Here is a 23,481-nt window from a genome sequence, read left to right as displayed (position 1 = left end):
GCGGCGGCGCCCCCGTACCTCTGAGGTACGGGGGCACCGGTGCGTCCGGGGCCGGTCGTGCCCCGGTTCCGGGCCGCCGCCCGACCTGCCGTCAGTCGCGCGGCGCCGGGTGGCCGAAGGAGTGCGCGCCGACCGCCTTGCCGACCGCCGCGGCGGCCGGTGACGAGCTGTCGATCCGCCAGTCCGTCCGGTACTTGCTGCCCGGCCAGGTCTTCTGCAGGTCGAACCAGACCAGCCCGATCAGCCCCTGGGTGCCGGCCGCGCCGCGGAAGAGGTCGTCGACCTGCTGCACCTTCTGCGGCCCCTCGGCCACCCCGGTCTCCGAGATCAGCAGCGGCTTCTTGGTGAACCCGCGGAGGTTCTTCACCATCGGCGCGAACAGGCTTCCGTAGGAGCTGCCGTCCTCCGGGCCGTAGTAGCCGACCATGCCGACCCAGTCCACGTAGGCGTCGCCCGGGTAGTACGGGCGCGGGGCGACCGAGGAGTGCTGGTCGGACACGTGCGGCGCCCACACCCAGAGCACGTTGGTGACGCCCTGACTCTTGAAGAGGTCGTGGACGTGCTTCCAGGCAGCGACGAAGTCGGCCGGGGTGGCCCGCTCCGCACCCCAGGAGTTCCAGCCGCTGTTCATTTCGGGCGCGAGAGCCAGCGCGAGCGGGCCGCCGTACTGCGCCACCTTGCCGGCGAAGCCCGACAGGTACTCGTCCTGGCTGCCGTCGGCGATCTCGGTGAGCCTGGTGTCGCCCGGCACCCAGGACACCAGTGGGAGCTGCCCGTTCGCCCACAACGCGGCGTTGTCCGCCGGCTCGAAGGCCGCCCCCCAGAGCAGGTAGTACTCCCGCAGGTCGGGCGCCTTCCCCGTCTTCGCCGCGAAGGCCTTGACCGGCGCCAGGTCGCCGGGCCCGCCCTCGGAGGCCACGCCGAACATCCGCCCCTGCGGGGAACGCAGCGCGGACACGTCGTACGGCTCGCCGGTGGCCGCGGGCGCCGCGGACTCCCCGGCGTCCTCGCCGTCCCCCGCGTCGTCGCCGTCGCCGCCACCCTTCGGCTTCGCCCCGGCGGGCACCGCGTCCGGCACCAGCCGCTCGCCGGAGCAGCCGGTCGCCACCAGCAGCAGCGGCAGCAGCAGTGCGGCGAGCAGGCGGGCCGGGGCGGCGGGGCGGCCGCGTGCCGGAAGTCGTCTCATCACGGGCCGTCCGCTCCTGTACAGGGGGTCTGGGCGAGGGCCGACCGGGCGGATCGGTCGGCGTGTCCGGGCATCCTACGAGGTGGTCATGGACGGGCTAAAGCCGCCTGCCCCACGTCTCGATACGGTCACAAGCTCCCCGCATATCTCCCCGTATCGGACATTGACTCCGATTCAGGTCTACCGGGTGCACTACGGTCTGGCACGCGGCGGTTCTGCCCGCACGCGCCGACCTCGAAGGGCCCGGAGCTCGATGCCCACCTCCCAACTGCAGACCGACGACCAACCGGTCATACCCGCCGGAGCCGAACCGGCCCCGGTCTTCGTCGACCAGTCCGGCATCCGCGGGCGCCGGCTGCGACACCTGGGCTGGCTGGTCGGCGGCGGCGGCCTGCTCTTCGCCGTCGGCATGGTCGTCAGCCTCTTCGGCGCCGTCGCCCAGGCCCCTCCGCTGGAGCTCCCGGCCTCCCTCGGCTCGCCCGCCGCCGAGGCCTCGCCGAGCCCCTCGCCCTCGGCGTCCGCTTCCCCGTCGGCCTCCGCGTCCGGCTTTCCCAAGCCGACCACCGTCCGCCACTCGGGCAGCGCCTCCGCGAAGCCGAGCGGCTCCGCCACCAAGGCCGGCACCGCCAAGGCGACCGCGACCCGGTCCGGTACGACGAAGACGACGACCACCCCCAAGCCCGGCACCGCCACCGCCGGCACGACCACCACCACCGTGCGCCGCTGAGTCGGCCCCGCCGTCCGCAACCTGTACCGGTCACCAGGAAAGCCCATGTCCCGCAGTCAGCACCGTCGGCAGTCGGTCCTCCGATCCCGCCGGGTCGCCGCCCCGCCGCTGAGATTCTTCCTGCCGGTGACCCTCCTGGTCTGCCTGCTGGGCCTGATGGTGCTCCGCGGCATGGCCACCAACGAGGTGTTCCACGACACCCGCAAGACCGAGTCGACGGACAGCGACACCGTCCCGGAGAACCTGCTCACCGGCGGCCCGATCATCGATGCCCGCGGCGACAAGAACGACGAACCGGTCAGCTACCGGATCCCCGACCACACCATCGTGCTGAGCTTCGACGACGGCCCGGACCCGACCTGGACGCCGCAGCTCCTCGACGTCCTCAAGGACCGCGGGGTGCACGCCAGCTTCTTCATCACCGGCGCGATGGCCGCGCACCACCCCGACCTGGTGCGCCGGATGGTCGACGAGGGCCACGAGATCGGCCTGCACACCTTCAGCCACCCCGATCTCTCCCTGCAGTCCAAGGCCCGGCTCACCTACGAGCTGAGCCAGACCCAGCTCGCCCTGGCCGGCGTCGCCGGCGTCCACAGCTCGCTCTTCCGCCCGCCGTACTCCTCCACCGCCGCCGCCCTGGACGACTGGACCTGGCCGGTGATCAAGGAGATCGGCGACCGCGGCTACCTCACCACCTTCATCGACACCGACACCGAGGACTGGCAGCGCCCCGGCGTGGACGCCATCGTGAAGGCCGCCATCCCGAAGAAGGACGGCGAGGGCGCGATGGTGCTGATGCACGACGCCGGTGGCGACCGCTCGCAGACCGTCGCGGCCGTCGGCAAGCTCATCGACACCCTGGAGGAGCGCAACTACCGCTTCGCCACCACCGCCGAGGCGCTCGGCAGCTCCGACACCATGGTCAAGGTGCACGGCTACCAGCTGTGGGCCGGCAAGGCGTACATCTGGGCCACCCAGCTCTCGGTGGACCTGCTGCCCTGGCTCATCTCGCTGCTCGCCGTCGCCGGCGGCCTGGTCTTCGGCCGGTTCGCCCTGATGCTGGTGCTCGCCACCCTGCACGTCCGACGCACCCGCAAGGCCGACTTCAGCTGGGGAGCACCGGTCACCGAGCCGGTCACCGTTCTCGTGCCCGCCTACAACGAGCAGGAGTGCATCGCCAACACCCTGAACTCGCTGATGGCCGGCGATCACCCGATCGAGGTCATCGTCATCGACGACGGCTCCAGCGACGACACCTCGAAGATCGTCCGCGAGCTCGACCTGCCCGGCGTCCGCCTGATCACCAAGCCCAACGGCGGCAAGCCGCAGGCCCTGAACACCGGCATCGCCAACGCCTCGCACGACCATTCCATTCCATTCCATTCCATTCCATTCCATTCCATTCCATTCCATTCCATTCCATTCCATTCCATTCCATTCCATTCCATTCCATTCCATTCCATTCCATTCCATTCCATTCCATTCCATTCCATTCCATTCCATTCCATTCCATTCCATTCCATTCCATTCCATTCCATTCCATTCCATTCCATTCCATTCCATTCCATTCCATTCCATTCCATTCCATTCCATTCCATTCCATTCCATTCCATTCCATTCCATTCCATTCCATTCCATTCCATTCCATTCCATTCCATTCCATTCCATTCCATTCCATTCCATTCCATTCCATTCCATTCCATTCCATTCCATTCCATTCCATTCCATTCCATTCCATTCCATTCCATTCCATTCCATTCCATTCCATTCCATTCCATTCCATTCCATTCCATTCCATTCCATTCCATTCCATTCCATTCCATTCCATTCCATTCCATTCCATTCCATTCCATTCCAGTGCATCGCCAACACCCTGAACTCGCTGATGGCCGGCGATCACCCGATCGAGGTCATCGTCATCGACGACGGCTCCAGCGACGACACCTCGAAGATCGTCCGCGAGCTCGACCTGCCCGGCGTCCGCCTGATCACCAAGCCCAACGGCGGCAAGCCGCAGGCCCTGAACACCGGCATCGCCAACGCCTCGCACGACATCGTCGTGATGATGGACGGCGACACCGTCTTCGAGCCCTCCACCGTCCACGAGCTCGTCCAGCCCTTCGGCGATCCCACCATCGGCGCGGTGGCGGGCAACGCCAAGGTCGGCAACCGCAACAGCCTGATCGGCGCCTGGCAGCACATCGAGTACGTGATGGGCTTCAACCTGGACCGCCGGATGTACGACGTCCTCAACATCATGCCGACCATCCCCGGCGCGGTCGGCGCCTTCCGCTGCTCCGCCCTGGAGCGCGTCGGCGGCATGAGCGAGGACACCCTCGCCGAGGACACCGACGTCACCATGGCGCTGCTCCGCGACGGCTGGCGGATCGTCTACGCCGAGAAGGCCCGCGCCTGGACGGAGGCCCCGGCGAGCATGGGCCAGCTGTGGTCCCAGCGCTACCGCTGGAGCTACGGCACCATGCAGGCGATGTGGAAGCACCGGCACGCACTCGTCGAGCGCGGCCCCGGCGGCCGCTTCGGCCGGGTCGGTCTGCCGCTGGTCGTCCTCTTCGGCGTCCTGGCGCCGCTGCTCGCCCCGGTGATCGACCTCTTCCTGCTCTACGGCGTCCTGTTCGTCGACGCGCCCAGGACACTCACCGCGTGGGCCGGCGTCCTCGCCGTCCAGGGCCTGCTCGCCTACTACGCCTTCCGGCTGGACAACGAGAAGCCCTTCCACCTGATCACCCTGCCGGTCCAGCAACTCGTCTACCGGCAACTCATGTACCTCGTGCTGCTGCAGTCCTCGATCACCGCACTCACCGGTGGCCGGCTGCGCTGGCAGAAGCTGCGGCGCACCGGCGAGGTCTCCGCCCCGATCGTGGAGGTCTGACCGTGCCCGAACCCACCGAGCCCGCTGACAGCTTCTTCACCCCGCGCAAGCGTCCCCGGCCCGCCGAGGACGCCGCCCCTCCGAGCGGCCCGGGCCGTCCCGGCACCCGGGACGGCGCCGGTCCGACGGCGCCGGAGGGCATGCCGGGCCGACCGCATTCGCCGCATGCGAACGACCGGCCCCGGCAGACACCGGGCAGTCCGAACCATGCCCCGGGAACGGACGCCGGAAGCCGGCCGCGACCTTCGCAGCGGCCCGGCACCGCCGACGTCCCGCCCGGCCCCGAGGGCCGCACACCGCGCCCGCAGACACCGCCGTACCGCGCGCCCGAGCGCCCCGGTGGGCCCGACCGCAGCGCTCGCAACGGCTCCTCCCCCGACGAGACCATGGCCCTGCGCGTCCCGCCGCCGCCCGGCTCCCACGCCGGGGCGACGCCGCAGCGACGCACCCCGGACGCCGCGAACCTGCCCGGTCCCCGACGTTCCCCGGAACGCACCGAGGCGCGTCCCGAGGCGCGTCCGGCACCGACCGCGCAGCGCACCGCCGAACGGCCCTCCTTCGAGAAGCCCGCCGCACCGGAGCCCGACTGGACCTCCGCCCCCGCCGCGGGCCGCAGCACCGTGCCCCGGCACGAGGAAACCCTCAAGCTGCGCGTCCCGGACGAGTTGGCGGCGCTCGCCAAGGCCTTCGACGCCCAGTACGCCCGCCCCCCGGGCACGCCCGGCGAGGAGGCCGTGCACGAGGCCGAGGCCGCCGAGGAGGCCAAGCCCGCCCGCCGCGGCGGTGGCCGCGACCGTTACCTCGATCTGCTGCGCGCCCTGGCGATCGTCCGCGTCGTCCTCTACCACCTGTTCGGCTGGGCCTGGATGCCGCTGCTCTTCCCGTCGATGGGCGTGATGTTCGCGCTGGCGGGCTCCCTGATGGCGCGCTCGCTGAGCCGCCCGGCACTGGGTGTCATCCGCGGCCGTCTGCGCCGCCTGCTGCCGCCGATGTGGCTGTTCGGCGCGATCGCCATCACCGGCATGGTCCTGGACGGGTGGCGCCCCACGCCGAACCACGAGACGACCTGGTGGGCGGACCTCGCCTTCTGGATCGTGCCGTTCAGCGACCCGCCGTTCGCGCACACGCTGCACGGGTTCCACGGCGTCCTGGAGACCACCTGGGGTTCACCCGCGGTCGAACCGCTCTGGTACCTGCGCGCCTACCTCTGGTTCGTGCTGCTCTCCCCGCTGCTGCGGAAGGCGATCCACCGGTTCGGCTGGCCGGCCGTGCTCGTGCCGGTCGCCGTGTCGATCACCTTCGCGCTCACCGGCTTCGACGAGGGCGGCCGCTTCTGGGACGTCGTCTTCGACATCACCACCTACGGCTCCTGCTGGATGCTCGGCATGGCCCGCCAGGAGGGCCTGATGGCCCGCATCCCGCAGTACGTCATCCCCTCGGTCGCGCCGCTGGTGATGGTCGCAGGCATCTGGTACTTCCTCTCGCTGCCCGAGGAGGAGCCCGGCATCCCGCTCGAACTCGACGGTGTGCCGACCGCGCAGGCCGTCTGGTCCTTCGGCTGCGTCCTGCTCCTGCTGTTCCTGAGCCCCTCCTGGGAGCAATGGCCGCCGCGCCTGGAACGCTTCAACGGCATCATCAGCCTGCTCAACTCCCGCGCGGTGACCATCTACCTCTGGCACAACATCACCCTGACCTTCGCCGTCGGAATGATCCAGAAGCTGTGGACGGTGGACCTCGTGGTGGACAACACGCCGTGGCTGATCGACAGCGACTGGTTCGCCCTCACCGTGACCGTCCTGTTGATCACGCTCTGCGTGGCCTCCTTCGGCTGGGTCGAGGACCTCGCCGCCAAGCGCCCGCTGCGGCTCTTCCCCTACCCGCGGCGCCGTCCCGGCGGCCGGCGGAGGGCGGCCGTCTGACGGCGGCGGGGCCGTCACCCGGCATCGGCCCGGTGGCGGCCCGGCGGTCGGTGATCGGATAAGGGCAATCTAGGATGAAGCGGTGTTCACCCCCACCGCCATCCTCGCCGACCGCTGGCACCCGTCGGCCGCGACCGTCCGCCGCGCGGCGCTGTCCGCGCTGGTGATGAGCGTGGTCATCGTGGTCACCGGCGGCGCCGTCCGCCTCACCGCCTCCGGCCTCGGCTGCACCACCTGGCCCCGCTGCACCGGCGAGAGCCTGACGCCCACGCCCGAGATGGGCGTGCACGGCGTCATCGAGTTCACCAACCGGATGCTCACCTACGTGCTGTGCGCGGCGATCGCCTGGGCCACCCTGGCCGCCCGCTGCGCCAAGCCGTGGCGGCGCTCGCTCACCCGGCTCGGCTGGGCCCAGTTCTGGCTGGTGATGAGCAACGCCGTGATCGGCGGTATCACCGTGCTCACCGGGCTCAACCCGTACGTGGTGGCGGTGCACATGGTCGCCGCGATGGGCCTGGTCTGGGTCGCGGTGCTGCAGTGGGAGCGCACCAAGGAGGGCGACGGCGCACCCGAACTCCTCGTCCCGCGGCCGCTGCACCAGCTCTCGTACCTGCTGGTGACGGTGGTCGGCCTGCTGGTCGCCGCCGGCACCCTGGTCACCGGCGCGGGCCACCACCCCGGCTCCTCCAGCGACGTCTGGCGCATCCCGGTCGACTACGACCGCCTCGCCCAGGCCCACGCCGACCTGGCCTTCCTCTCGGTCGGCCTGGCGCTCGCGGCGGTGTTCGTCCTCGCCGCGGTGAAGGCCCCGAAGGCGGCCCGTGCCCGGGTCAGGGACCTGCTGGTCCTGCTGCTGCTGCAGGGCGTCCTCGGCTTCGTCCAGTACTTCACCGACGCCCCCGAACTCATGGTCGGCCTGCACATGTTCGGCGCCGCCCTCACCTGGGCCGCCGCCGTCCGCATCCCGCTGGCGCTCCGCACCCGCCCCACCCCCGACCCGGCCCCCGTCCCCGCCCAACTCGTCCAGGCCACCTGAGGCCACGCCCCCGAGGGGCGAGCACAGAACAGGGGCGCGGGGAACTGCGCGAATCGGAAGGGCAGATCGCCGTCTCTTCCGTTGCGCGCAGTTCCCCGCGCCCCTGCGTGGTTTGCCTCAGATCTGGATGCCCGCCATGCGCTTCCACTCGTAGGCGCCGGTCTTCACCTTGAGGCCGAGCTCGCCCTCGAAGGTGTCGTGCAGGGTGACGCCGGCCAGCTGGGCGGCGCGCTGCCCGATGGCGTAGGTCGGGGCGACCTGGTCGCCCCACGCACCGTCCGCCCCGACGAGGACGATCCGGGTGGCGGTGCGGCCGACGTACTCGACGACGCCGTCCGCGCTGCCGCCGTGCTGCGCGGCGAAGGCGGTGATGTGCTTGGCGATGCGCTTGGCGCGGCGCTCGGCGCGGGCGTCCTGCGCGGCGGGGGTGGCGGTCTCTGCGCTGGTCATGCCCGCATGCTACCGAGCGGTAGACATGCTGGCGACGCCGACAAGGTGTGCAGCGGGCCACACCGCCGCGCCCTAGGGTGTGGGGATGACCTTCGATGGCTGGCCCGCCGAGGCGCTCGAGTTCTACGAGCAGCTGGAGGCGGACAACTCCAAGACCTTCTGGACGGCCCACAAGGACCGGTACGAGCGGACCGTGCGTACACCCATGGCCGATCTGCTGGACGCCCTGGAGGACGAGTTCGGCCCCGGCAAGATCTTCCGCCCCAACCGGGACGTCCGGTTCAGCGCCGACAAGTCGCCGTACAAGACGCACATCGGCGCGTTCCTGGAGGCCGGCGGCTACGTCCAGCTGTCGGCGGACGGCCTGGCCTGCGGCAACGGCATGTACCAGCTCGCCCCCGACCAGCTGGCCCGCTACCGGGAGGCGGTCGCGGAGGACGTCACCGGCGCCGAGCTGGAGCGGGTGATCACCGCCGTGGAGGAGGCCGGGCCATCGGTGGTCGGCCGCGACCCGCTGAAGTCCGCGCCGCGCGGCTACCCGAAGGACCACCCGCGGATCGGACTGCTGCGCAACAAGGGCCTGATCGCCTGGCAGGAGTGGGAGCCGGAGCCCTGGCTGGGCACCGCGGAGGCGTACGACCGGATCGCCGGCTTCCTGCGGGCGTCCCGGCCGCTCAAGGACTGGCTGGACGGCCACGTCGGCCCCAGCGAGCTGCCGCCGCGCTGACGTCCGCCCGACATCCGCGCACCCTCACGACACTCCTGTCCGCACTCTGGCCGCCCCGCGCCGCCTCTGGTAGGACTGCCGCATGCAGCCCGTTCGAGGTGACGCGCCCTCCCCCCGGACCCCTTCCCGCGGCCGCTACGACGTGGTCGTGGTCGGCGGCGGCCACAACGGCCTGGTCGCCGCCGCCTACCTGGCGCGTGCCGGGCGGAGCGTGCTCGTCCTGGAGCGGCTGGGCAGAACGGGCGGCGCGGCGGTCTCCACCGAGGCGTTCCCGGGGATGGCGGCCCGGCTGTCCCGGTACTCGTACCTGGTGAGCCTCCTGCCGCAGAAGATCGTCGACGAGCTGGGGCTGCGGTTCGAGGTGCGCCGACGGCGGATCTCCTCGTACACGCCGGCCGTCCGCGGCGGGAAGCCGACGGGCCTGCTGGTCGACCAGGCGGACGGGGCCCGCACCGCCGCCTCCTTCCGCAGCCTCACCGGCTCCGACCGGGACTTCACGGCCTGGCAGGAGTTCTACGCGAGGACCGGCCGGGTCGCCGAGCGGGTCTTCCCCTCGCTGACCGAACCGCTGCCCACCCGGGACGAGCTGCGTCGGCGGATCGACGACCCGGCGGCCTGGGAGGCGCTGTTCGAGCGGCCGATCGGCGAGGCCGTGGAGGCCTCGCTCACCGACGACCTGGTGCGCGGCGTGGTGCTGACGGACGCCCTGATCGGCACCTTCACTCACGCCCACGACCCCTCGCTGCGGCAGAACCGCTGCTTCCTCTACCACGTGATCGGCGGGGGCACCGGCGACTGGAACGTGCCGGTGGGCGGCATGGGCGCCCTCACCGACGCCCTCGCCGACGCGGCGCTGGCCGCCGGCGCGGAGATCCTCACCGGCTGCGAGGCGACGGCGGTCGACCCGGGCAGCCCGGGCGGAGCCGCCGAGGTCGCCTACCGCGACGCGGCGGGCGAGCACCGGGTGGGTGCCGGGACGGTGCTGTGCAACGCAGCCCCGCACACCCTCGCCGCCCTGCTCGGCGAGGCACCGCCGGAGCCCGCCCCGGTCGGCTCCCAGCTGAAGGTGAACATGCTGCTGCGGCGGCTGCCCCGGCTCCGGGACACCTCGGTGGACCCGCGCGACGCCTTCGCCGGCACGCTGCACCTCGCCGAGTCGTACACCGAACTGGAGACCGCCTACCGGCAGGCCGCCGACGGCAGGCTGCCCGCCCCTGCGCCGTCGGAGATCTACTGCCACTCGCTGACCGACCCGTCGATCCTCGGACCCGACCTGGCCGCGCAGGGCTTCCACACGCTGACCCTGTTCGGCGTGCACCAGCCCGCCCGGCTCTTCGCCGGCGATCCGGAGGGCGCCCGGGCGGCCGCCCTGGAGGCGGTGCTGCGCCCGCTGCAGGACGCCCTCGACGAGCCGCTGGAGGACTGCCTGGCCGTGGACGCCGACGGCCGCCCCTGCATCGAGGCCAAGAGCCCGCTCGACCTGGAGGCCGACCTCGGCCTGCCCGGCGGCAACATCTTCCACCGGGACCTCGCCTTCCCCTACGGCGACGACCCGGCCGACCGCTGGGGCGTGGCCACCGGACACCCGAACGTCCTGCTCTGCGGCGCCGGCGCCGTCCGCGGCGGCGGCGTCAGCGGCATCCCCGGTCACAACGCCGCGATGGCCGTCCTCGGCCGGTAGGGCGTCAGGACGCAGGAACGGCGGGAACGACGGAGCCCCGGGGCGCAGGCCCCGGGGCTCCGGTGTGTTCGGGTCGGTCGCCGTTACTTGACGAACGGGTCCACCGCGATGACCACGAAGAGCAGGGTCAGGTAGGTGATGGACCAGTGGAAGAGGCGCATCTCCTTGAGCTTGGCGCCCACGACCCCGGCCTTGGCGCGGGCGTGCAGGCCGTGCGCCTCCTTCAGCCAGAAGCCGCCGAGGACGACCGCGGAGACCGGGTACAGCCAGCTGGTGTGGCCGAGCGGCCACAGGGCCAGCGAGACGGCCACCATCACCCAGGAGTAGGCGACGATCTGCCGGGCGACCGCGAGGTTGCCCTTGATCACCGGGAGCATCGGGACGCCGGCCTTGGCGTAGTCCTCGCGGACCTTCATCGACAGCGGCCAGTAGTGCGGCGGCGTCCAGAAGAAGATGACCAGGAAGAGGACCAGCGCGGACCAGGAGAGCGAGTTGGTCACCGCCGCCCAGCCGACGAACACCGGCATGCAGCCGGCGATGCCGCCCCAGACGATGTTCTGCGCCGTCCGGCGCTTGAGGCCGAGCGTGTAGACGAAGACGTAGAAGAGGAGTGCCGCGAGGGCGAGCGCCGAGGACAGCGCGTTGACCAGGGCTCCCAGCCACACCGTGGAGCCGATCGCGAGGGCGATGCCGAAGACCAGCGCCTCGCGCGGCGACACCATGCCGGTGACGATCGGCCGACGCTCGGTCCGCGACATCACCGCGTCGATGTCGCGGTCGATGTACATGTTGAGTGCGTTGGCGCCGCCCGCGGAGAGGTAGCCGCCGATCACGACCTTGACGACCAGCCACGGGTCCGGTACACCCTGCTCCGCGAGGAACATCACCGGCACGGTGGTGATCAGCAGCAGCTCGATGATCCGAGGCTTGGTCAGTGCGACGAACGCCCCGACACGGGCCCCGAACGGCCGGTGCGCAGGCGTCGCCCCGACCGCCCCGGCAGGGCGGGTTTCGACGGCGGTCACGAACACCCCAACTCACGATGAACTTCCACAGGCGTCCTCTGGGCCCGTGGGCTCCGGTGCGTCCGCGCTGCGCGTACCACGCCACCTTAGACGCTCCATATGTCCCGTCCGGCCCCGGGGTGCCCCGGCGAGCCGGAGCCGCACACCCGCGGGTGAATCGCCGCAGATGACGCCGGGCGCGGGCGCCCCGCGCGTCTTGCCCCTCGGACGAGCGGACCGTTCGCATCCGCGTGAGGGTAGGACAGAGGGCTGCGCAGCCTTTCGGGAATGCCGATACCGCCACCCCGGTTGTCCCGGCACGCAGGGTGAGGGCCCTCCCGGGCGGTAGGCTCGCACAGAGAAGCGGGATCAACCCTCCGTGACCGGCACCAGCGAACGTCAGGACCACAGCGACGTGGCCGACCCGGTCCCCTTCACGGGGTCACTCTTCACCACCAGGAAGGAGCCCTGAGACAGGGTGAGCACCACGCCGACGAACGCTTTCGAATGGACCGAACTGGACCAGCGGACCGTCGACACGGCCCGGGTCCTCGCGATGGACGCCGTGCAGAAGGTGGGCAACGGCCACCCGGGCACCGCGATGTCGCTGGCCCCGGCCGCGTACGTGATCTTCCAGCGCTTCCTGCGGCACGACCCCACCGACCCGGCCTGGGTCGGCCGTGACCGCTTCGTCCTCTCCCCCGGCCACACGTCGCTGACTCTCTACACCCAGCTGTACCTGTCGGGCTACGGTCTGTCCCTGGACGACCTGAAGGCCTTCCGGGTCGCCGGCAGCCGCACCCCGGGCCACCCGGAGCACGGCCACACCGCCGGTGTCGAGACCACCACCGGCCCGCTCGGCCAGGGCGTCGCCAACGCGGTGGGCATGGCGATGGCCGCCCGCTACGAGCGCGGCCTGTTCGACCCGGAGTCCCCGGCGGGCGAGTCCCCCTTCGACCACACGATCTGGGCGATCGTCTCCGACGGCGACCTGGAGGAGGGCGTCTCCGCCGAGGCGTCCTCGCTGGCCGGCCACCAGAAGCTGGGCAACCTGGTCGCGCTCTACGACGACAACCACATCTCCATCGAGGGCGACACCGAGACGGCCTTCTCCGAGGACGTCCTCGCCCGCTACGAGGCGTACGGCTGGCACGTCCAGCGGATCACGCCGAAGTCCGACGGCGACGTCGACGTGCACGCGCTGGCCACCGCGCTGGCGGCGGCCAAGGCGGAGACCGAGCGCCCGTCCATCATCGCGATGCGCACCATCATCGCCTGGCCGGCACCGAACGCCCAGGACACCGCGAAGGCGCACGGCTCCGCGCTCGGCGACGCCGAGATCGCCGCCACCAAGAAGGTCCTCGGCTTCTCGCCGGAGAAGACCTTCGAGGTCACCGAGCAGGTCGTCGAGCACGCCCGCCAGGTCGTGCACCGCGGCAAGGCCGCCCGCGCCGAGTGGGAGGCCTCCTTCCATGCGTGGCGTGCCGCGAACCCGGAGCGCGCCGCCGAGTTCGACCGCATCCAGATCGGCGAGCTGCCCGACGGCTGGGAGAAGGCCCTCCCGGTCTTCCCGGCCGGCAAGGACGTCGCGACCCGCAAGGCCTCCGGCGACACGCTGAAGGCCGTCGGCAAGCACATCCCGGAGCTGTGGGGCGGTTCGGCGGACCTCGCCGAGTCCAACCTCACCACCATCGACGAGGAGTCGTCCTTCCTCCCGGCGAGCAACCCGCTGAAGACCGCCTCGCCGTACGGCCGGACGATCCACTTCGGCATCCGCGAGCACGCCATGGGCGCGATCATGAACGGCATCGCGCTGCACGGCCGCACCCGCATCTACGGCGGCACCTTCCTGGTGTTCTCCGACTACATGCGCCCGGCCGTCCGCCTCGCCGCCCTGATGAAGATCCCCGTCACCTACGTGTGGACGCACGACTCCATCGGCCTCGGCGAGGACGGCCCCACCCACCAGCCGGTCGAGCACCTGGCCGCGCTGCGCGCCATCCCCGGCCTCGCGGTGGTCCGCCCCGGCGACGCCAACGAGACGGCCGTCGTCTGGCGCACCATCCTGGAGCGGCAGACCAGCCACCCCGGCCCGGTCGGCCTGGCGCTCACCCGCCAGGGCGTGCCCACCTACGACCGCGAGGTGTTCGGCTCCGCCGAGGGCGCGGCCAAGGGCGGCTACGTGCTGGCCGAGGCCGAGGGCGCCTCGCCGAAGGTGATCCTGATCGGCACCGGTTCCGAGGTCCAGCTGGCCGTCCAGGCCCGCGAGGCCCTGGAGGCGGACGGCATCCCGACCCGCGTGGTCTCCATGCCGTCGATCGAGTGGTTCAACGAGCAGGACCAGGCGTACCGCGACAGCGTCCTGCCGCCGAACGTCCGCGCCCGGGTCTCCGTCGAGGCGGGCATCGCCCAGGGCTGGCGCGAGCTGGTCGGCGACGCCGGCCGGATCATCAGCCTGGAGCACTTCGGTGCCTCCGCCGACTACAAGGTGCTGTTCCAGGAGTTCGGCCTGACCGCCGACGCCGTGGCCAACGCCGCCCGCGCCTCGCTCCGCACGGTCGAGGCCGTCTCCCGCTAGCTGCGCTCCAGGCCGGGTGTCCGACCGCACATCGGATGCCCGGCCTGTCTGACGACCCCACAGCAGACGTACGAAACAAAGAGGATGTAGCACCATGACTGACGCTCTGAAGCGCCTCAGCGACGAAGGCGTGGCGATCTGGCTGGACGACCTCAGCCGCGACCGGCTCAACAGCGGCAACCTGGCCGAGCTGGTGCAGGAGAAGCACGTCGTCGGTGTCACCACCAACCCGACCATCTTCCAGAAGGCCATCGGCGGCGGCAGCGCCGCGTACGACGGCCAGCTGAACGACCTGGCGGTCCGCAAGGTCACCGTGGACGAGGCCGTCCGCATGATCACCACCTCGGACGTGCGCGACGCGGCCGACGTGCTGCGCCCGGTCTACGACGCCTCCAACGGCCGCGACGGCCGGGTGTCGATCGAGGTCGACCCGCGCCTGGCGCACGAGACCGCGGCCACGATCGCCGAGGCCAAGCAGCTGTGGTGGCTGGTGGACCGCCCGAACGTGTTCATCAAGATCCCCGCCACCAAGGCCGGCCTGCCCGCCATCACCGAGGTCATCGGCCGGGGCATCAGCGTCAACGTCACGCTGATCTTCTCGCTGGAGCGCTACCGCGCCGTGATGGACGCCTACCTGGCCGGCCTGGAGAAGGCCAAGGCCGCGGGCCTCGACCTCTCGCAGATCGAGTCGGTCGCGTCCTTCTTCGTCTCCCGCGTGGACACCGAGATCGACAAGCGCCTCGACAAGGTCGGCGGCGACGCCAAGGAGCTGCGCTCCAAGGCCGGTGTGGCCAACGCCCGCCTCGCCTACCAGGCGTACGAGGAGGTCTTCGGCTCGGTCGACGCCAAGCGCGACGGCTCGGACCGCTGGAAGGCCCTGGAGGCCGCCGGCGCCAAGCCGCAGCGTCCGCTGTGGGCGTCCACCGGCGTCAAGGACCCGAACCTGCCGGACACCCTGTACGTGACCGAGCTGGCCGCCCCGGGCACCGTCAACACCATGCCGGAGGCCACCCTCAACGCCACCGACGACCACGGCGTGGTCACCGGTGACACCGTCACCCCGAACTACGCCGACGCCAAGGCCGTGATGGACGCCGTCGCCGCGGCCGGCGTCGACTACGACGACGTCGTCCAGGTGCTGGAGGACGAGGGCGTCGAGAAGTTCGAGGTCTCCTGGAAGGAACTGCTGGAGACCGTCTCGGCCTCGCTCGCCGCACACGGCGACCAGAACTGACGTCACTGCTCACGACCAAGCGCACGGAGAGCGGAGCCAAACACCAGTGAGCACCACCCCTGCTTTTCCCGATGTCGAGGGGGCCGAGGTCGGGCAGGGCGATCCCCTGCAGCCCTCCAACCCGCTGCGCGATCCGGCGGACCGCCGGCTGCCGAGGATCGCCGGGCCGTCCGGCCTGGTGATCTTCGGCGTCACCGGCGACCTGTCGCGCAAGAAGCTGATGCCGGCCATCTACGACCTGGCCAACCGCGGCCTGCTGCCCCCGGGCTTCTCGCTCGTCGGCTTCGCCCGCCGCGAGTGGGAGGACGAGGACTTCGCCCGGGAGGTGCACGACGCGGTCAAGGAGCACGCGCGTACGCCGTTCCGCGAGGAGGTCTGGCAGCAGCTCGCCAAGGGCATGCGGTTCGTCCAGGGCGACTTCGGCGACGACGACGCCTTCGACACCCTGCGGAAGACCATCGAGGACCTCGACCGGGCCCAGGGCACCGGCGGCAACTTCGCCTTCTACCTGTCGGTGCCGCCGAAGTTCTTCCCCACCGTCGTCCAGCAGCTCAAGAAGCACGGTCTGACCGACCCGCCGAAGGGCTCCTGGCGCCGCGCGGTGATCGAGAAGCCGTTCGGCCACGACCTGGAGAGCGCCCAGGAGCTGAACCGGATCGTCCACGAGGTCTTCCCGCGGGACGAGGTCTTCCGGATCGACCACTACCTGGGCAAGGAGACCGTCCAGAACATCCTGGCGCTCCGCTTCGCCAACCAGATGTTCGAGCCGATCTGGAACCGGTCGTACGTCGACCACGTGCAGATCACCATGGCCGAGGACATCGGCATCGGCGGCCGCGCCGGCTACTACGACGGCATCGGCTCGGCCCGCGACGTCATCCAGAACCACCTGCTCCAGCTGATGGCGCTGACCGCCATCGAGGAGCCGGCCTCGTTCCACCCCAAGGCCCTGGTCGCCGAGAAGCTCAAGGTGTTCAGCGCCGTCAAGCTCCCCGCCGACCTCGGCGCCCACACCGTGCGCGGCCAGTACGCGTCCGGCTGGCAGGGCGGCGAGGAGGTCGTCGGCTACCTGGACGAGGACGGCATCAACCCCGAGTCCACCACCGACACCTACGCCGCCATCAAGCTGGAGATCAACAACCGGCGCTGGGCCGGCGTCCCGTTCTACCTGCGGACGGGCAAGCGCCTCGGCCGCCGGGTGACCGAGATCGCGGTGGTCTTCCAGCGTGCGCCGTACCTGCCGTTCGACTCCTACGCCACCGAGGAGCTGGGGCAGAACGCCCTGGTCATCCGGGTGCAGCCGGACGAGGGCGTCACCGTGCGGTTCGGCTCCAAGGTGCCCGGCACCGCGCTGGAGGTCCGCGACGTGACGATGGACTTCGCCTACGGCGAGTCCTTCACCGAGTCCAGCCCGGAGGCGTACGAGCGGCTCATCCTCGACGTGCTGCTCGGCGACGCCAACCTCTTCCCGCGGCACCAGGAGGTCGAGCTCTCCTGGCAGATCCTCGACCCGATCGAGCGGTACTGGGACACCCACGGCAAGCCCGCCCAGTACCCGGCGGGCACCTGGGGTCCCGTCGAGGCTGACGAGATGCTCGCACGAGACGGCAGGAGCTGGCGCCGGCCATGAAGATCGACCTCACCAACACCACCTCCAGCAAGATCAACGCGGCGCTCATGGACGCCCGCCGGGCGAGCGGCTCCACCGCGGCCGGCATGGTGCTCACGCTGGTGATCGTGACCGACGAGGGCAGCGCGTACGACGCCCTCAAGGCCGCCAACGACGCCTCCCGCGAGCACCCGTCCCGCACCCTGGCGGTGATCAAGCGGGCCGGGCGCTCGCCCCGCGCCCGCGCCGAGACCCGGCTCGACGCGGAGATCCTGGTCGGCAGCGACGCGGGCTCCGGCGAGACGGTCGTCCTGCGCATGCACGGCGAGCTCGCCTCGCACGCCCAGTCGGTCGTCCTGCCGCTGCTGCTGCCGGACGCCCCGGTGGTGGTCTGGTGGCCGGACAACGCCCCGCTGCACCCGGCCAACGACCCGCTCGGCGCGATCGCCCAGCGCCGCATCACCGACGCGGTCACCGCCGAGTCCCCGGTCGGCCAGCTCGCCCAGCGGGCAGCCAGCTACACCCCTGGCGACACCGACCTCGCCTGGACCCGCATCACCGGCTGGCGCTCCATGCTGGCCGCCGCCCTCGACCAGCGGCCCACCAAGATCACCGGTGCGGTCGTCGAGGGCGAGTCCTACAACCCCAGCGTCGAGCTCCTCGGCCTGTGGCTGACCAACCGACTGCGGGTGCCGGTCGAACGGATCGTCACCGGCGGCCCCGGCATCACCGCCGTCCGGCTGCGCACCACGGACGGCGACGTCGTCCTCGACCGTCCGGACGGCCTCATGGGCACCCTGTCCATGCCCGGCGCCCCCGACCGGATGGTCGCGCTCAAGCGCCGCGACACCGCCGAGCTCATCGCGGAGGAGCTGCGCCGGCTCGACCCGGACGACATCTACGCGAACGCCGTCCGCACCCCCGTGGACCGGCTGCGCGAGCGGCTCGCCGAGGCCGAGCCGCCGGCCTCCCCGGAGGCCGTCCCGGCCGAGGCCGCGGCCCCGGCGCGGGTGACCGCCAAGCTGCCGGAGGCGGCCCCGGCCGCGGAGGAGGCTGCCCCGGCGAAGAAGGCCCCCGCCGGCAAGGCCGCCGCGAAGAAGGCCGCCCCGCAGAAGCGGAGCGCCTCGTGACCGCGGCCACCCCGCAGCTGGTGGTCCACCGGGACAAGGAGCTGATGGCGCAGGCCGCAGCGGCCCGGCTGATCACCCGCATCGTCGACGCCCAGTCCGCCCGCGGCACCGCCTCGGTGGTGCTGACGGGCGGCCGCAACGGCAACGCTCTGCTCGCCGCGATCGCCGCCTCCCCGGCGCGCGACGCGGTGGACTGGGCACGGCTCGACCTCTGGTGGGGCGACGAGCGCTTCCTCGCCGCCGACGACCCGGAGCGCAACGCCGTGCAGGCCCGCGCGGAGCTGCTCGACCGTGTCCCGGTCGACCCGGCCCGGGTGCACGAGATGCCGGCCGCGGACGGTGTGGACGGCTCGGACGTCGAGGCGGCCGCCGCCCGGTACGCCGAGGAGCTGGCCAAGGCCGCGGGCCCCGGCGAGCACGCCGGTGTGCCGGCCTTCGACGTGCTGCTGCTCGGCGTCGGCCCGGACACCCACGTCGCCTCGCTCTTCCCGGAGCACCCCGGTGTCCGGGAGGCCGGGCGCACGGTGATCGGCGTCCGCGGGGCGCCCAAGCCGCCGCCCGTGCGGATCTCGCTCACCCTCCCGGCGATCCGGGCGGCCCGCGAGGTGTGGCTGCTCGCCGCCGGCGAGGACAAGGCGGGGGCCGTCGCCCTCGCCCTGAGCGGCCCCGGGGAGCTCCAGGCGCCCGCCTCCGGCGCGTACGGCACCGCCCGGACCCTCTGGCTGCTCGACCGCTCCGCGGCGGCCGATCTGCCGCCCCAGCTGTACCCGCCCGCCTCCGCCTGAGGCGCGGCACGCACGAGGCCCGGCCCCCGCTCGGGGGCCGGGCCTCGTCACGTCTCCGGGGTGCTCCCGGCCGCGGTGCGCAAACACCGAGGGCGCCGCGGGGGCGGTGCCCCGCGGCGCCCTCGGCGACCGCTCAGATCTCGCCGCGGAGCTTGGCCAGCGCCTCGGCGAGGATGGCCTCGCCGTCGGCGTCGGTGCGGCGCTCGCGCACGTACGCGAGGTGGGTCTTGTACGGCTCGTTGCGGGCCGGGGCCGGGGGGTTGTGCTCGTCCTGGCCGGCCGGGAACCCGCAGCGCGGGCAGTCCCAGGTCTCCGGGATCGCCGCCTCGGCGGCGAAGCTGGGGCGCGTCTCGTGCTTGTTCGCGCACCAGAAGGAGATCCGGGTACGGGGGGCGGACTCGCCGCGCTCCGCCTCGCCCATCGGGCCTGCGCCGACTCTGCTTCCTCGGATGGCGTTGCCACTTGCCACGGTTGGACTCCCTGCGTGCTGGTGCCGCCCGGCCGCGGCTGTGCGGACGGTGGCGAAGTCGTCCTAGTGTAAGCGGCAGTTAAAGCTCTGCCACCACCGCCTGCGGAGCCGGGCCCCGACCTGCACGGCCGGGCCCGGAGGCGGCGTCAGCTCTGGTACTTGAGCAGCAGGCTCAGCACCACGATGCAGACGAACCAGGCGAGGCCCACGATGATGGTGATGCGGTCGAGGTTCCGCTCGGCCACCGCGGAGCCGCCGCCGGTGGACATCGCGCCACCGCCGAACATGTCGGACAGGCCGCCGCCCTTCCCCTTGTGCAGCAGCACCAGGAGGATCATCAGCAGGCTGAAGATGATCAGGGCAATCGAGAACCCGAGAACCACGGCGGGACCAACTCTCTCGTATCTTCGGCGAAGGGGCCGGGCCGCGTGGAAGCGGTCCGGCCCCAAAGCCTACGTTGCTGCGGCGGCGTTAGCCTACTGCCTGCTCGCGGTACCGCACGATCTTGACGAACTCGTCGGCGTCCAGCGACGCGCCGCCGATCAGGCCGCCGTCGACGTCCGGCTTGGCCATCAGGCCGGCCGCGCTGGAGGACTTCACCGAGCCGCCGTACAGGACGCGGACCTTGTCGGCCAGCTCCGCCGAGTACAGCTCGGCCAGGCGGGCGCGGATGGCACCGCAGACCTCCTGGGCGTCCTCCGGGGTGGCCACCTCGCCGGTGCCGATCGCCCAGACCGGCTCGTACGCGACCACGATGGTCTCGGCGTCGGAGGCCGGGACACCGTCCAGGGCGCCGTCCAGCTGCGCCAGGGTGTACTCGACGTGGGTGCCGGCCTTGCGGATGTCCAGCGGCTCGCCGATGCACAGGATCGGGGTGATCCCGCTGCGGTACGCGGCCTTCACCTTGGCGTTGACGATCTCCTCGTTCTCGCCGTGGTACTGGCGGCGCTCGGAGTGGCCGATCACCGCGTAGGTGCACTTCAGCTTGGAGAGCATCGGGCCCGAGATCTCGCCGGTGTAGGCACCGGAGTCGTGCGCCGAGATGTCCTGCGAGCCGTACTTGATCTTCAGCTTGTCGCCGTCGACCAGGGTCTGCACCGAGCGGAGGTCGGTGAAGGGCGTCAGGACGGCGACCTCGACGGCCTCGTAGTCCTTGTCGGCCAGCGCGAAGGCCAGCTTCTGGGTGTGCTGGATGGCCTCGAGGTGGTTGAGGTTCATCTTCCAGTTGCCCGCCATCAGCGGGAGACGCTCAGTCATGTACTCAGCCTTCCAGGGCGGCGAGACCGGGGAGGGTCTTGCCCTCCAGGTACTCGAGGCTTGCGCCACCGCCGGTCGAGATGTGCCCGAACTCCGTCTCGTCGAAGCCCAGGATGCGAACGGCCGCGGCGGAGTCGCCGCCGCCGACCACGGTGAACGAGTCGCTGTCCAGCAGCGCCTGGGCCACGGCCCGGGTGCCGTCGGCGAACGCCGGGTGCTCGAACACGCCCATCGGGCCGTTCCAGAACACGGTCTTCGCGTCGGCGATCTTCTCCGCGAACAGCTGCGCGGTCCTCGGGCCGATGTCCAGGCCGAGCGCGCCGTCCGGGATGGCGTCCGCGTCGACGACCTCGTAGTCGTCCACCGGGGCCTGGTTCTTGACGTCCGGGAACGAGCGGGACACCGCGGTGTCCACCGGGATCACGAACTCCACGCCCTGCTCGGCGCCGCGCTTCAGGTAGTCCTGGACGACCGGGATCTGGTCCTCCTGCAGCAGCGAGGCGCCGACACCGTGGCCCTGGGCCGCGATGAAGGTGTACATCATGCCGCCGCCGATGAGGATCTTGTCGGCCTTGCCGAGCAGGTTGTCGATCACGCCGACCTTGTCGGAGACCTTCGAACCGCCGAGCACCACCACGTAGGGGCGGGCGACCTCGTCGGTGAGGCGCTTCAGCACGCCCACCTCGGTGGCGATCAGGTCGCCGACGGCGTGCGGCAGGCGGGCCGGCAGGTCGTAGACCGAGGCGTGCTTGCGGTGCACCGCACCGAAGCCGTCGCCGACGTAGAGGTCGGCCAGGGCGGCCAGCTCGTCGGCGAAGGCGCCGCGCTCGGCGTCGTCCTTGGCGGTCTCGCCGGCGTTGAAGCGCAGGTTCTCCAGCAGCGTGACCTCGCCGTCGGCCAGGGCGGCGACGGTGGCCTTCGCGCTCTCGCCGACGGTGTCGGCGGCGAAGGACACCGGGACCCCGAGGATCTCGCCGAGGCGGACGGCCACCGGCGCGAGGGAGAACTGCGGGTCGGGCTCGCCCTTGGGGCGGCCCAGGTGCGAGGCGACGACCACCTTGGCGCCGGCCTGGACCAGCTTGGCGATGGTCGGCGCGACGGCGCGGATGCGGCCGTCGTCGGTGATCTCGCCGCCGGACAGCGGCACGTTGAGGTCGGCGCGGACGAACACCCGCTTGCCGGCGACCTGGAGGTCTTCGATCGTCTTCACGGTCTTGGGTCTCCCCGGGAGGTGGTGGTGCATGTCGGCGGCACGGCAACGGGCCGCCCGAGACACGGCGGACGAGGGTCGGGCGCGAAGCGAGGGCCCGGACGGCACGAAGCCTTCCGGACCCTGCGCCCCACGTCCAATCAGGTCCCGCTGGGTGTCAGAGCTGGCCGCCGACGAGCGTGGTCAGGTTGACGAGGCGGTTCGAGTAGCCCCACTCGTTGTCATACCAGCCGAAGACCTTGACCTGGTTGCCCTGGGCCATGGTCATCAGGGAGTCGAAGATGGTGGAGAACGGCGAGTTGACGATGTCGGAGGAGACGATCGGGTCCTCGGTGTACTGCAGGATGCCCTTGAGGTCGCCCTCGGCCGCCTTCTGGAAGGCCGCGTTGACCTCCTCGACGGTGACCTCGCGCTCCAGGGTGACGACCAGGTCGGTGATCGAGCCGGTCGGGACGGGGACGCGCAGCGAGGTGCCGTCCAGCTTGCCCTTGAGCTCGGGCAGGACCAGGGCGGTGGCCTTCGCGGCACCGGTCGAGGTCGGGATGATGTTCAGCGACGCGGCACGGGCACGGCGCAGGTCCTTGTGCGGGAAGTCCAGCGTGACCTGGTCGTTGGTGAACGCGTGCACGGTGGTCATCAGACCCTTGACGATGCCGAAGTTCTCGTTCAGCACCTTCGCCAGCGGGGCCACGCAGTTGGTGGTGCAGGAGGCGTTGGAGATGACGGTGTGCTTGGCGGCGTCGTACTTGTCGTCGTTGACGCCCATGACGATGGTGACGTCCTCGTCGGTGGCGGGCGCCGAGATGATGACCTTCTTGGCACCGGCGGTGACGTGCTTCTTGGCCTGGTCGGCCTTGGTGAAGATGCCGGTGGACTCGATCACGATGTCCACGCCCAGCTCGCCCCAGGGGAGGTTGGCCGGGTCGCGCTCGGCGATGACCTTGAAGGTCTTGCCGTCCACCGTGATGCTGTCGGCGGTGTGGGAGACCTCGGACCGGAGGGTGCCGAGGATCGAGTCGTACTTGAGCAGGTGCGCCAGCGTCTTGGTGTCGGTCAGGTCATTGACACCGACGATCTCGATGTCCGCGCCCTGGGCCTGAACCGCACGGAAGAAGTTGCGGCCGATGCGGCCGAATCCGTTGATGCCTACCCGGATCGTCACGAACCGATCTCCTCTTAGGTACGCCGGACTGATGCCGACGGGGGTGGAAATGGGATGTCCCCGACCACCCATGACCCTACCTCCCTGCGGCTCCGCCGGACACATCGCCTCTCCGGCTGTGCCCGCCGCAGAGAGCGATCGGAAACGATCAGAAGCAATCGGACATGGCCGATTTCGGGCTAGACAAATGCCGAATTCCACTCATAGTGCCTGGTCAGAGAGGTGCGTTCGGAGCGGGCCGACGCGGAGGGCCGTCGGCGGGGCGGAGGAGGAGGCGCGACGGGCGCGCGGGGAACGGCGCAACTCGGAAGGGGCGACGCGCCGCCCTTTCCGCCCCCGGCCGCCCGCGCAAGAGCGAGACGCGCACAGATCGCGCCCCGGATCGCCGCATTCCGGACACCGGGCACGCCGGAACAGCCCGACCGCA

Annotated in this window: 19 protein-coding genes and 2 pseudogenes; 12 read left to right on the top strand and 9 right to left on the bottom strand. The window is 71.2% G+C overall.

The genetic code is table 11. From position 1 onward, the window contains the following. Positions 1–91 precede the first annotated feature (91 nt). Positions 92–1,186, bottom strand: coding sequence for a glycoside hydrolase family 26 protein (locus ACQ614_RS25345; protein ID WP_431684022.1), 1,095 nt, complete (start codon positions 1,184–1,186; stop codon positions 92–94). A 253-nt stretch (positions 1,187–1,439) separates the two neighbouring features. On the opposite strand from ACQ614_RS25345, the gene ACQ614_RS25340 reads away from it, so the two are divergent. After that, a complete protein-coding gene (locus tag ACQ614_RS25340; RefSeq protein WP_431680963.1) occupies positions 1,440–1,913 on the top strand; it encodes a hypothetical protein in 474 nt (157 codons plus the stop codon). 45 nt (positions 1,914–1,958) lie between these two features. Continuing rightward, positions 1,959–3,221: pseudogene (locus ACQ614_RS25335) on the top strand (bifunctional polysaccharide deacetylase/glycosyltransferase family 2 protein); the annotation flags it as partial. Here ACQ614_RS25335 and ACQ614_RS25330 read toward each other — a convergent pair. Further along, positions 3,122–3,766: a hypothetical protein gene (locus ACQ614_RS25330; RefSeq protein WP_431680961.1), complete on the bottom strand. Its 645-nt coding sequence runs from the start codon at positions 3,764–3,766 to the stop codon at positions 3,122–3,124. The pseudogene ACQ614_RS25335 and the gene ACQ614_RS25330 overlap by 100 nt on opposite strands. Before the next feature lie 2 nt (positions 3,767–3,768). Between ACQ614_RS25330 and ACQ614_RS25325 the strand changes: the two are divergent. The 3 genes and pseudogenes from ACQ614_RS25325 to ACQ614_RS25315 form a co-directional block, all read left to right on the top strand. Beyond that, positions 3,769–4,803, top strand: a pseudogene (locus tag ACQ614_RS25325) (glycosyltransferase); the annotation flags it as partial. A 386-nt stretch (positions 4,804–5,189) separates the two neighbouring features. Continuing rightward, positions 5,190–6,722 carry an acyltransferase family protein gene (locus ACQ614_RS25320; protein WP_431684021.1) on the top strand — a complete coding sequence of 511 codons (1,533 nt, stop codon included), beginning with the start codon at positions 5,190–5,192 and terminating at the stop codon, positions 6,720–6,722. Between the two features lie 82 nt (positions 6,723–6,804). Continuing rightward, positions 6,805–7,758, top strand: a complete 954-nt coding sequence (locus tag ACQ614_RS25315) for a COX15/CtaA family protein (protein ID WP_431680960.1) — start codon at positions 6,805–6,807, stop codon at positions 7,756–7,758. A 117-nt stretch (positions 7,759–7,875) separates the two neighbouring features. Here ACQ614_RS25315 and ACQ614_RS25310 read toward each other — a convergent pair whose 3' ends face one another. Next, complete coding sequence (locus ACQ614_RS25310; protein WP_431680959.1) at positions 7,876–8,208, bottom strand: hypothetical protein; 333 nt, start codon at positions 8,206–8,208, stop codon at positions 7,876–7,878. Between the two features lie 85 nt (positions 8,209–8,293). On the opposite strand from ACQ614_RS25310, the gene ACQ614_RS25305 reads away from it, so the two are divergent. Then, complete coding sequence (locus ACQ614_RS25305; protein ID WP_431680958.1) at positions 8,294–8,935, top strand: DUF2461 domain-containing protein; 642 nt, start codon at positions 8,294–8,296, stop codon at positions 8,933–8,935. A gap of 82 nt (positions 8,936–9,017) precedes the next feature. Beyond that, entirely contained in the window at positions 9,018–10,616 is a 1,599-nt protein-coding gene (locus tag ACQ614_RS25300; protein WP_431680957.1) for a phytoene desaturase family protein, read from the top strand. 83 nt (positions 10,617–10,699) lie between these two features. Here the strand turns inward: ACQ614_RS25300 and ACQ614_RS25295 are convergent, their stop codons facing one another. Next, entirely contained in the window at positions 10,700–11,641 is a 942-nt protein-coding gene (locus ACQ614_RS25295; RefSeq protein ID WP_431680956.1) for a heme o synthase, read from the bottom strand. Positions 11,642–12,098: 457 nt separating this feature from the next. Here ACQ614_RS25295 and tkt point away from each other — a divergent pair, with 457 nt between their 5' ends. From tkt to pgl, 5 genes are all read left to right on the top strand, one after another. Continuing rightward, a complete protein-coding gene (tkt, locus tag ACQ614_RS25290) occupies positions 12,099–14,198 on the top strand; it encodes a transketolase (protein ID WP_431680955.1) in 2,100 nt (699 codons plus the stop codon). Positions 14,199–14,292: 94 nt separating this feature from the next. Beyond that, positions 14,293–15,432: a transaldolase gene (tal, locus tag ACQ614_RS25285; RefSeq protein WP_363492322.1), complete on the top strand. Its 1,140-nt coding sequence runs from the start codon at positions 14,293–14,295 to the stop codon at positions 15,430–15,432. 106 nt (positions 15,433–15,538) lie between these two features. Continuing rightward, a complete protein-coding gene (gene zwf / locus ACQ614_RS25280) occupies positions 15,539–17,062 on the top strand; it encodes a glucose-6-phosphate dehydrogenase (protein WP_431684020.1) in 1,524 nt (507 codons plus the stop codon). Continuing rightward, positions 17,059–18,171, top strand: coding sequence for a glucose-6-phosphate dehydrogenase assembly protein OpcA (gene opcA, locus ACQ614_RS25275; RefSeq protein ID WP_431680954.1), 1,113 nt, complete (start codon positions 17,059–17,061; stop codon positions 18,169–18,171). The genes zwf and opcA overlap by 4 nt, the downstream gene beginning before the upstream one ends. After that, complete coding sequence (gene pgl, locus ACQ614_RS25270) at positions 18,168–18,956, top strand: 6-phosphogluconolactonase (RefSeq protein WP_431680952.1); 789 nt, start codon at positions 18,168–18,170, stop codon at positions 18,954–18,956. The genes opcA and pgl overlap by 4 nt, the downstream gene beginning before the upstream one ends. A gap of 133 nt (positions 18,957–19,089) precedes the next feature. Here the strand turns inward: pgl and ACQ614_RS25265 are convergent, their stop codons facing one another. The 5 genes from ACQ614_RS25265 to gap all read right to left on the bottom strand — a co-directional run bounded on the left by ACQ614_RS25265 (position 19,090) and on the right by gap (position 23,054). Continuing rightward, positions 19,090–19,377 carry an RNA polymerase-binding protein RbpA gene (locus ACQ614_RS25265; RefSeq protein ID WP_030266405.1) on the bottom strand — a complete coding sequence of 96 codons (288 nt, stop codon included), beginning with the start codon at positions 19,375–19,377 and terminating at the stop codon, positions 19,090–19,092. A 194-nt stretch (positions 19,378–19,571) separates the two neighbouring features. Further along, positions 19,572–19,808, bottom strand: a complete 237-nt coding sequence (gene secG, locus ACQ614_RS25260) for a preprotein translocase subunit SecG (RefSeq protein ID WP_431680951.1) — start codon at positions 19,806–19,808, stop codon at positions 19,572–19,574. Between the two features lie 88 nt (positions 19,809–19,896). Further along, positions 19,897–20,682 carry a triose-phosphate isomerase gene (tpiA, locus tag ACQ614_RS25255; RefSeq protein WP_431680949.1) on the bottom strand — a complete coding sequence of 262 codons (786 nt, stop codon included), beginning with the start codon at positions 20,680–20,682 and terminating at the stop codon, positions 19,897–19,899. Positions 20,683–20,686: 4 nt separating this feature from the next. Then, a complete protein-coding gene (locus tag ACQ614_RS25250; RefSeq protein WP_431680948.1) occupies positions 20,687–21,892 on the bottom strand; it encodes a phosphoglycerate kinase in 1,206 nt (401 codons plus the stop codon). A 157-nt stretch (positions 21,893–22,049) separates the two neighbouring features. Continuing rightward, the gene (gene gap / locus ACQ614_RS25245; protein WP_363492316.1) at positions 22,050–23,054 is read right to left on the bottom strand and encodes a type I glyceraldehyde-3-phosphate dehydrogenase; all 1,005 of its coding nucleotides are present in this window, start codon (positions 23,052–23,054) and stop codon (positions 22,050–22,052) included. Positions 23,055–23,481 lie beyond the last annotated feature (427 nt).

This window comes from Kitasatospora dryopteridis, assembly GCF_050749075.1.
In the GTDB taxonomy this organism is placed as follows: domain Bacteria; phylum Actinomycetota; class Actinomycetes; order Streptomycetales; family Streptomycetaceae; genus Kitasatospora.
This window is presented reverse-complemented; position numbering and strand designations above follow the sequence as displayed.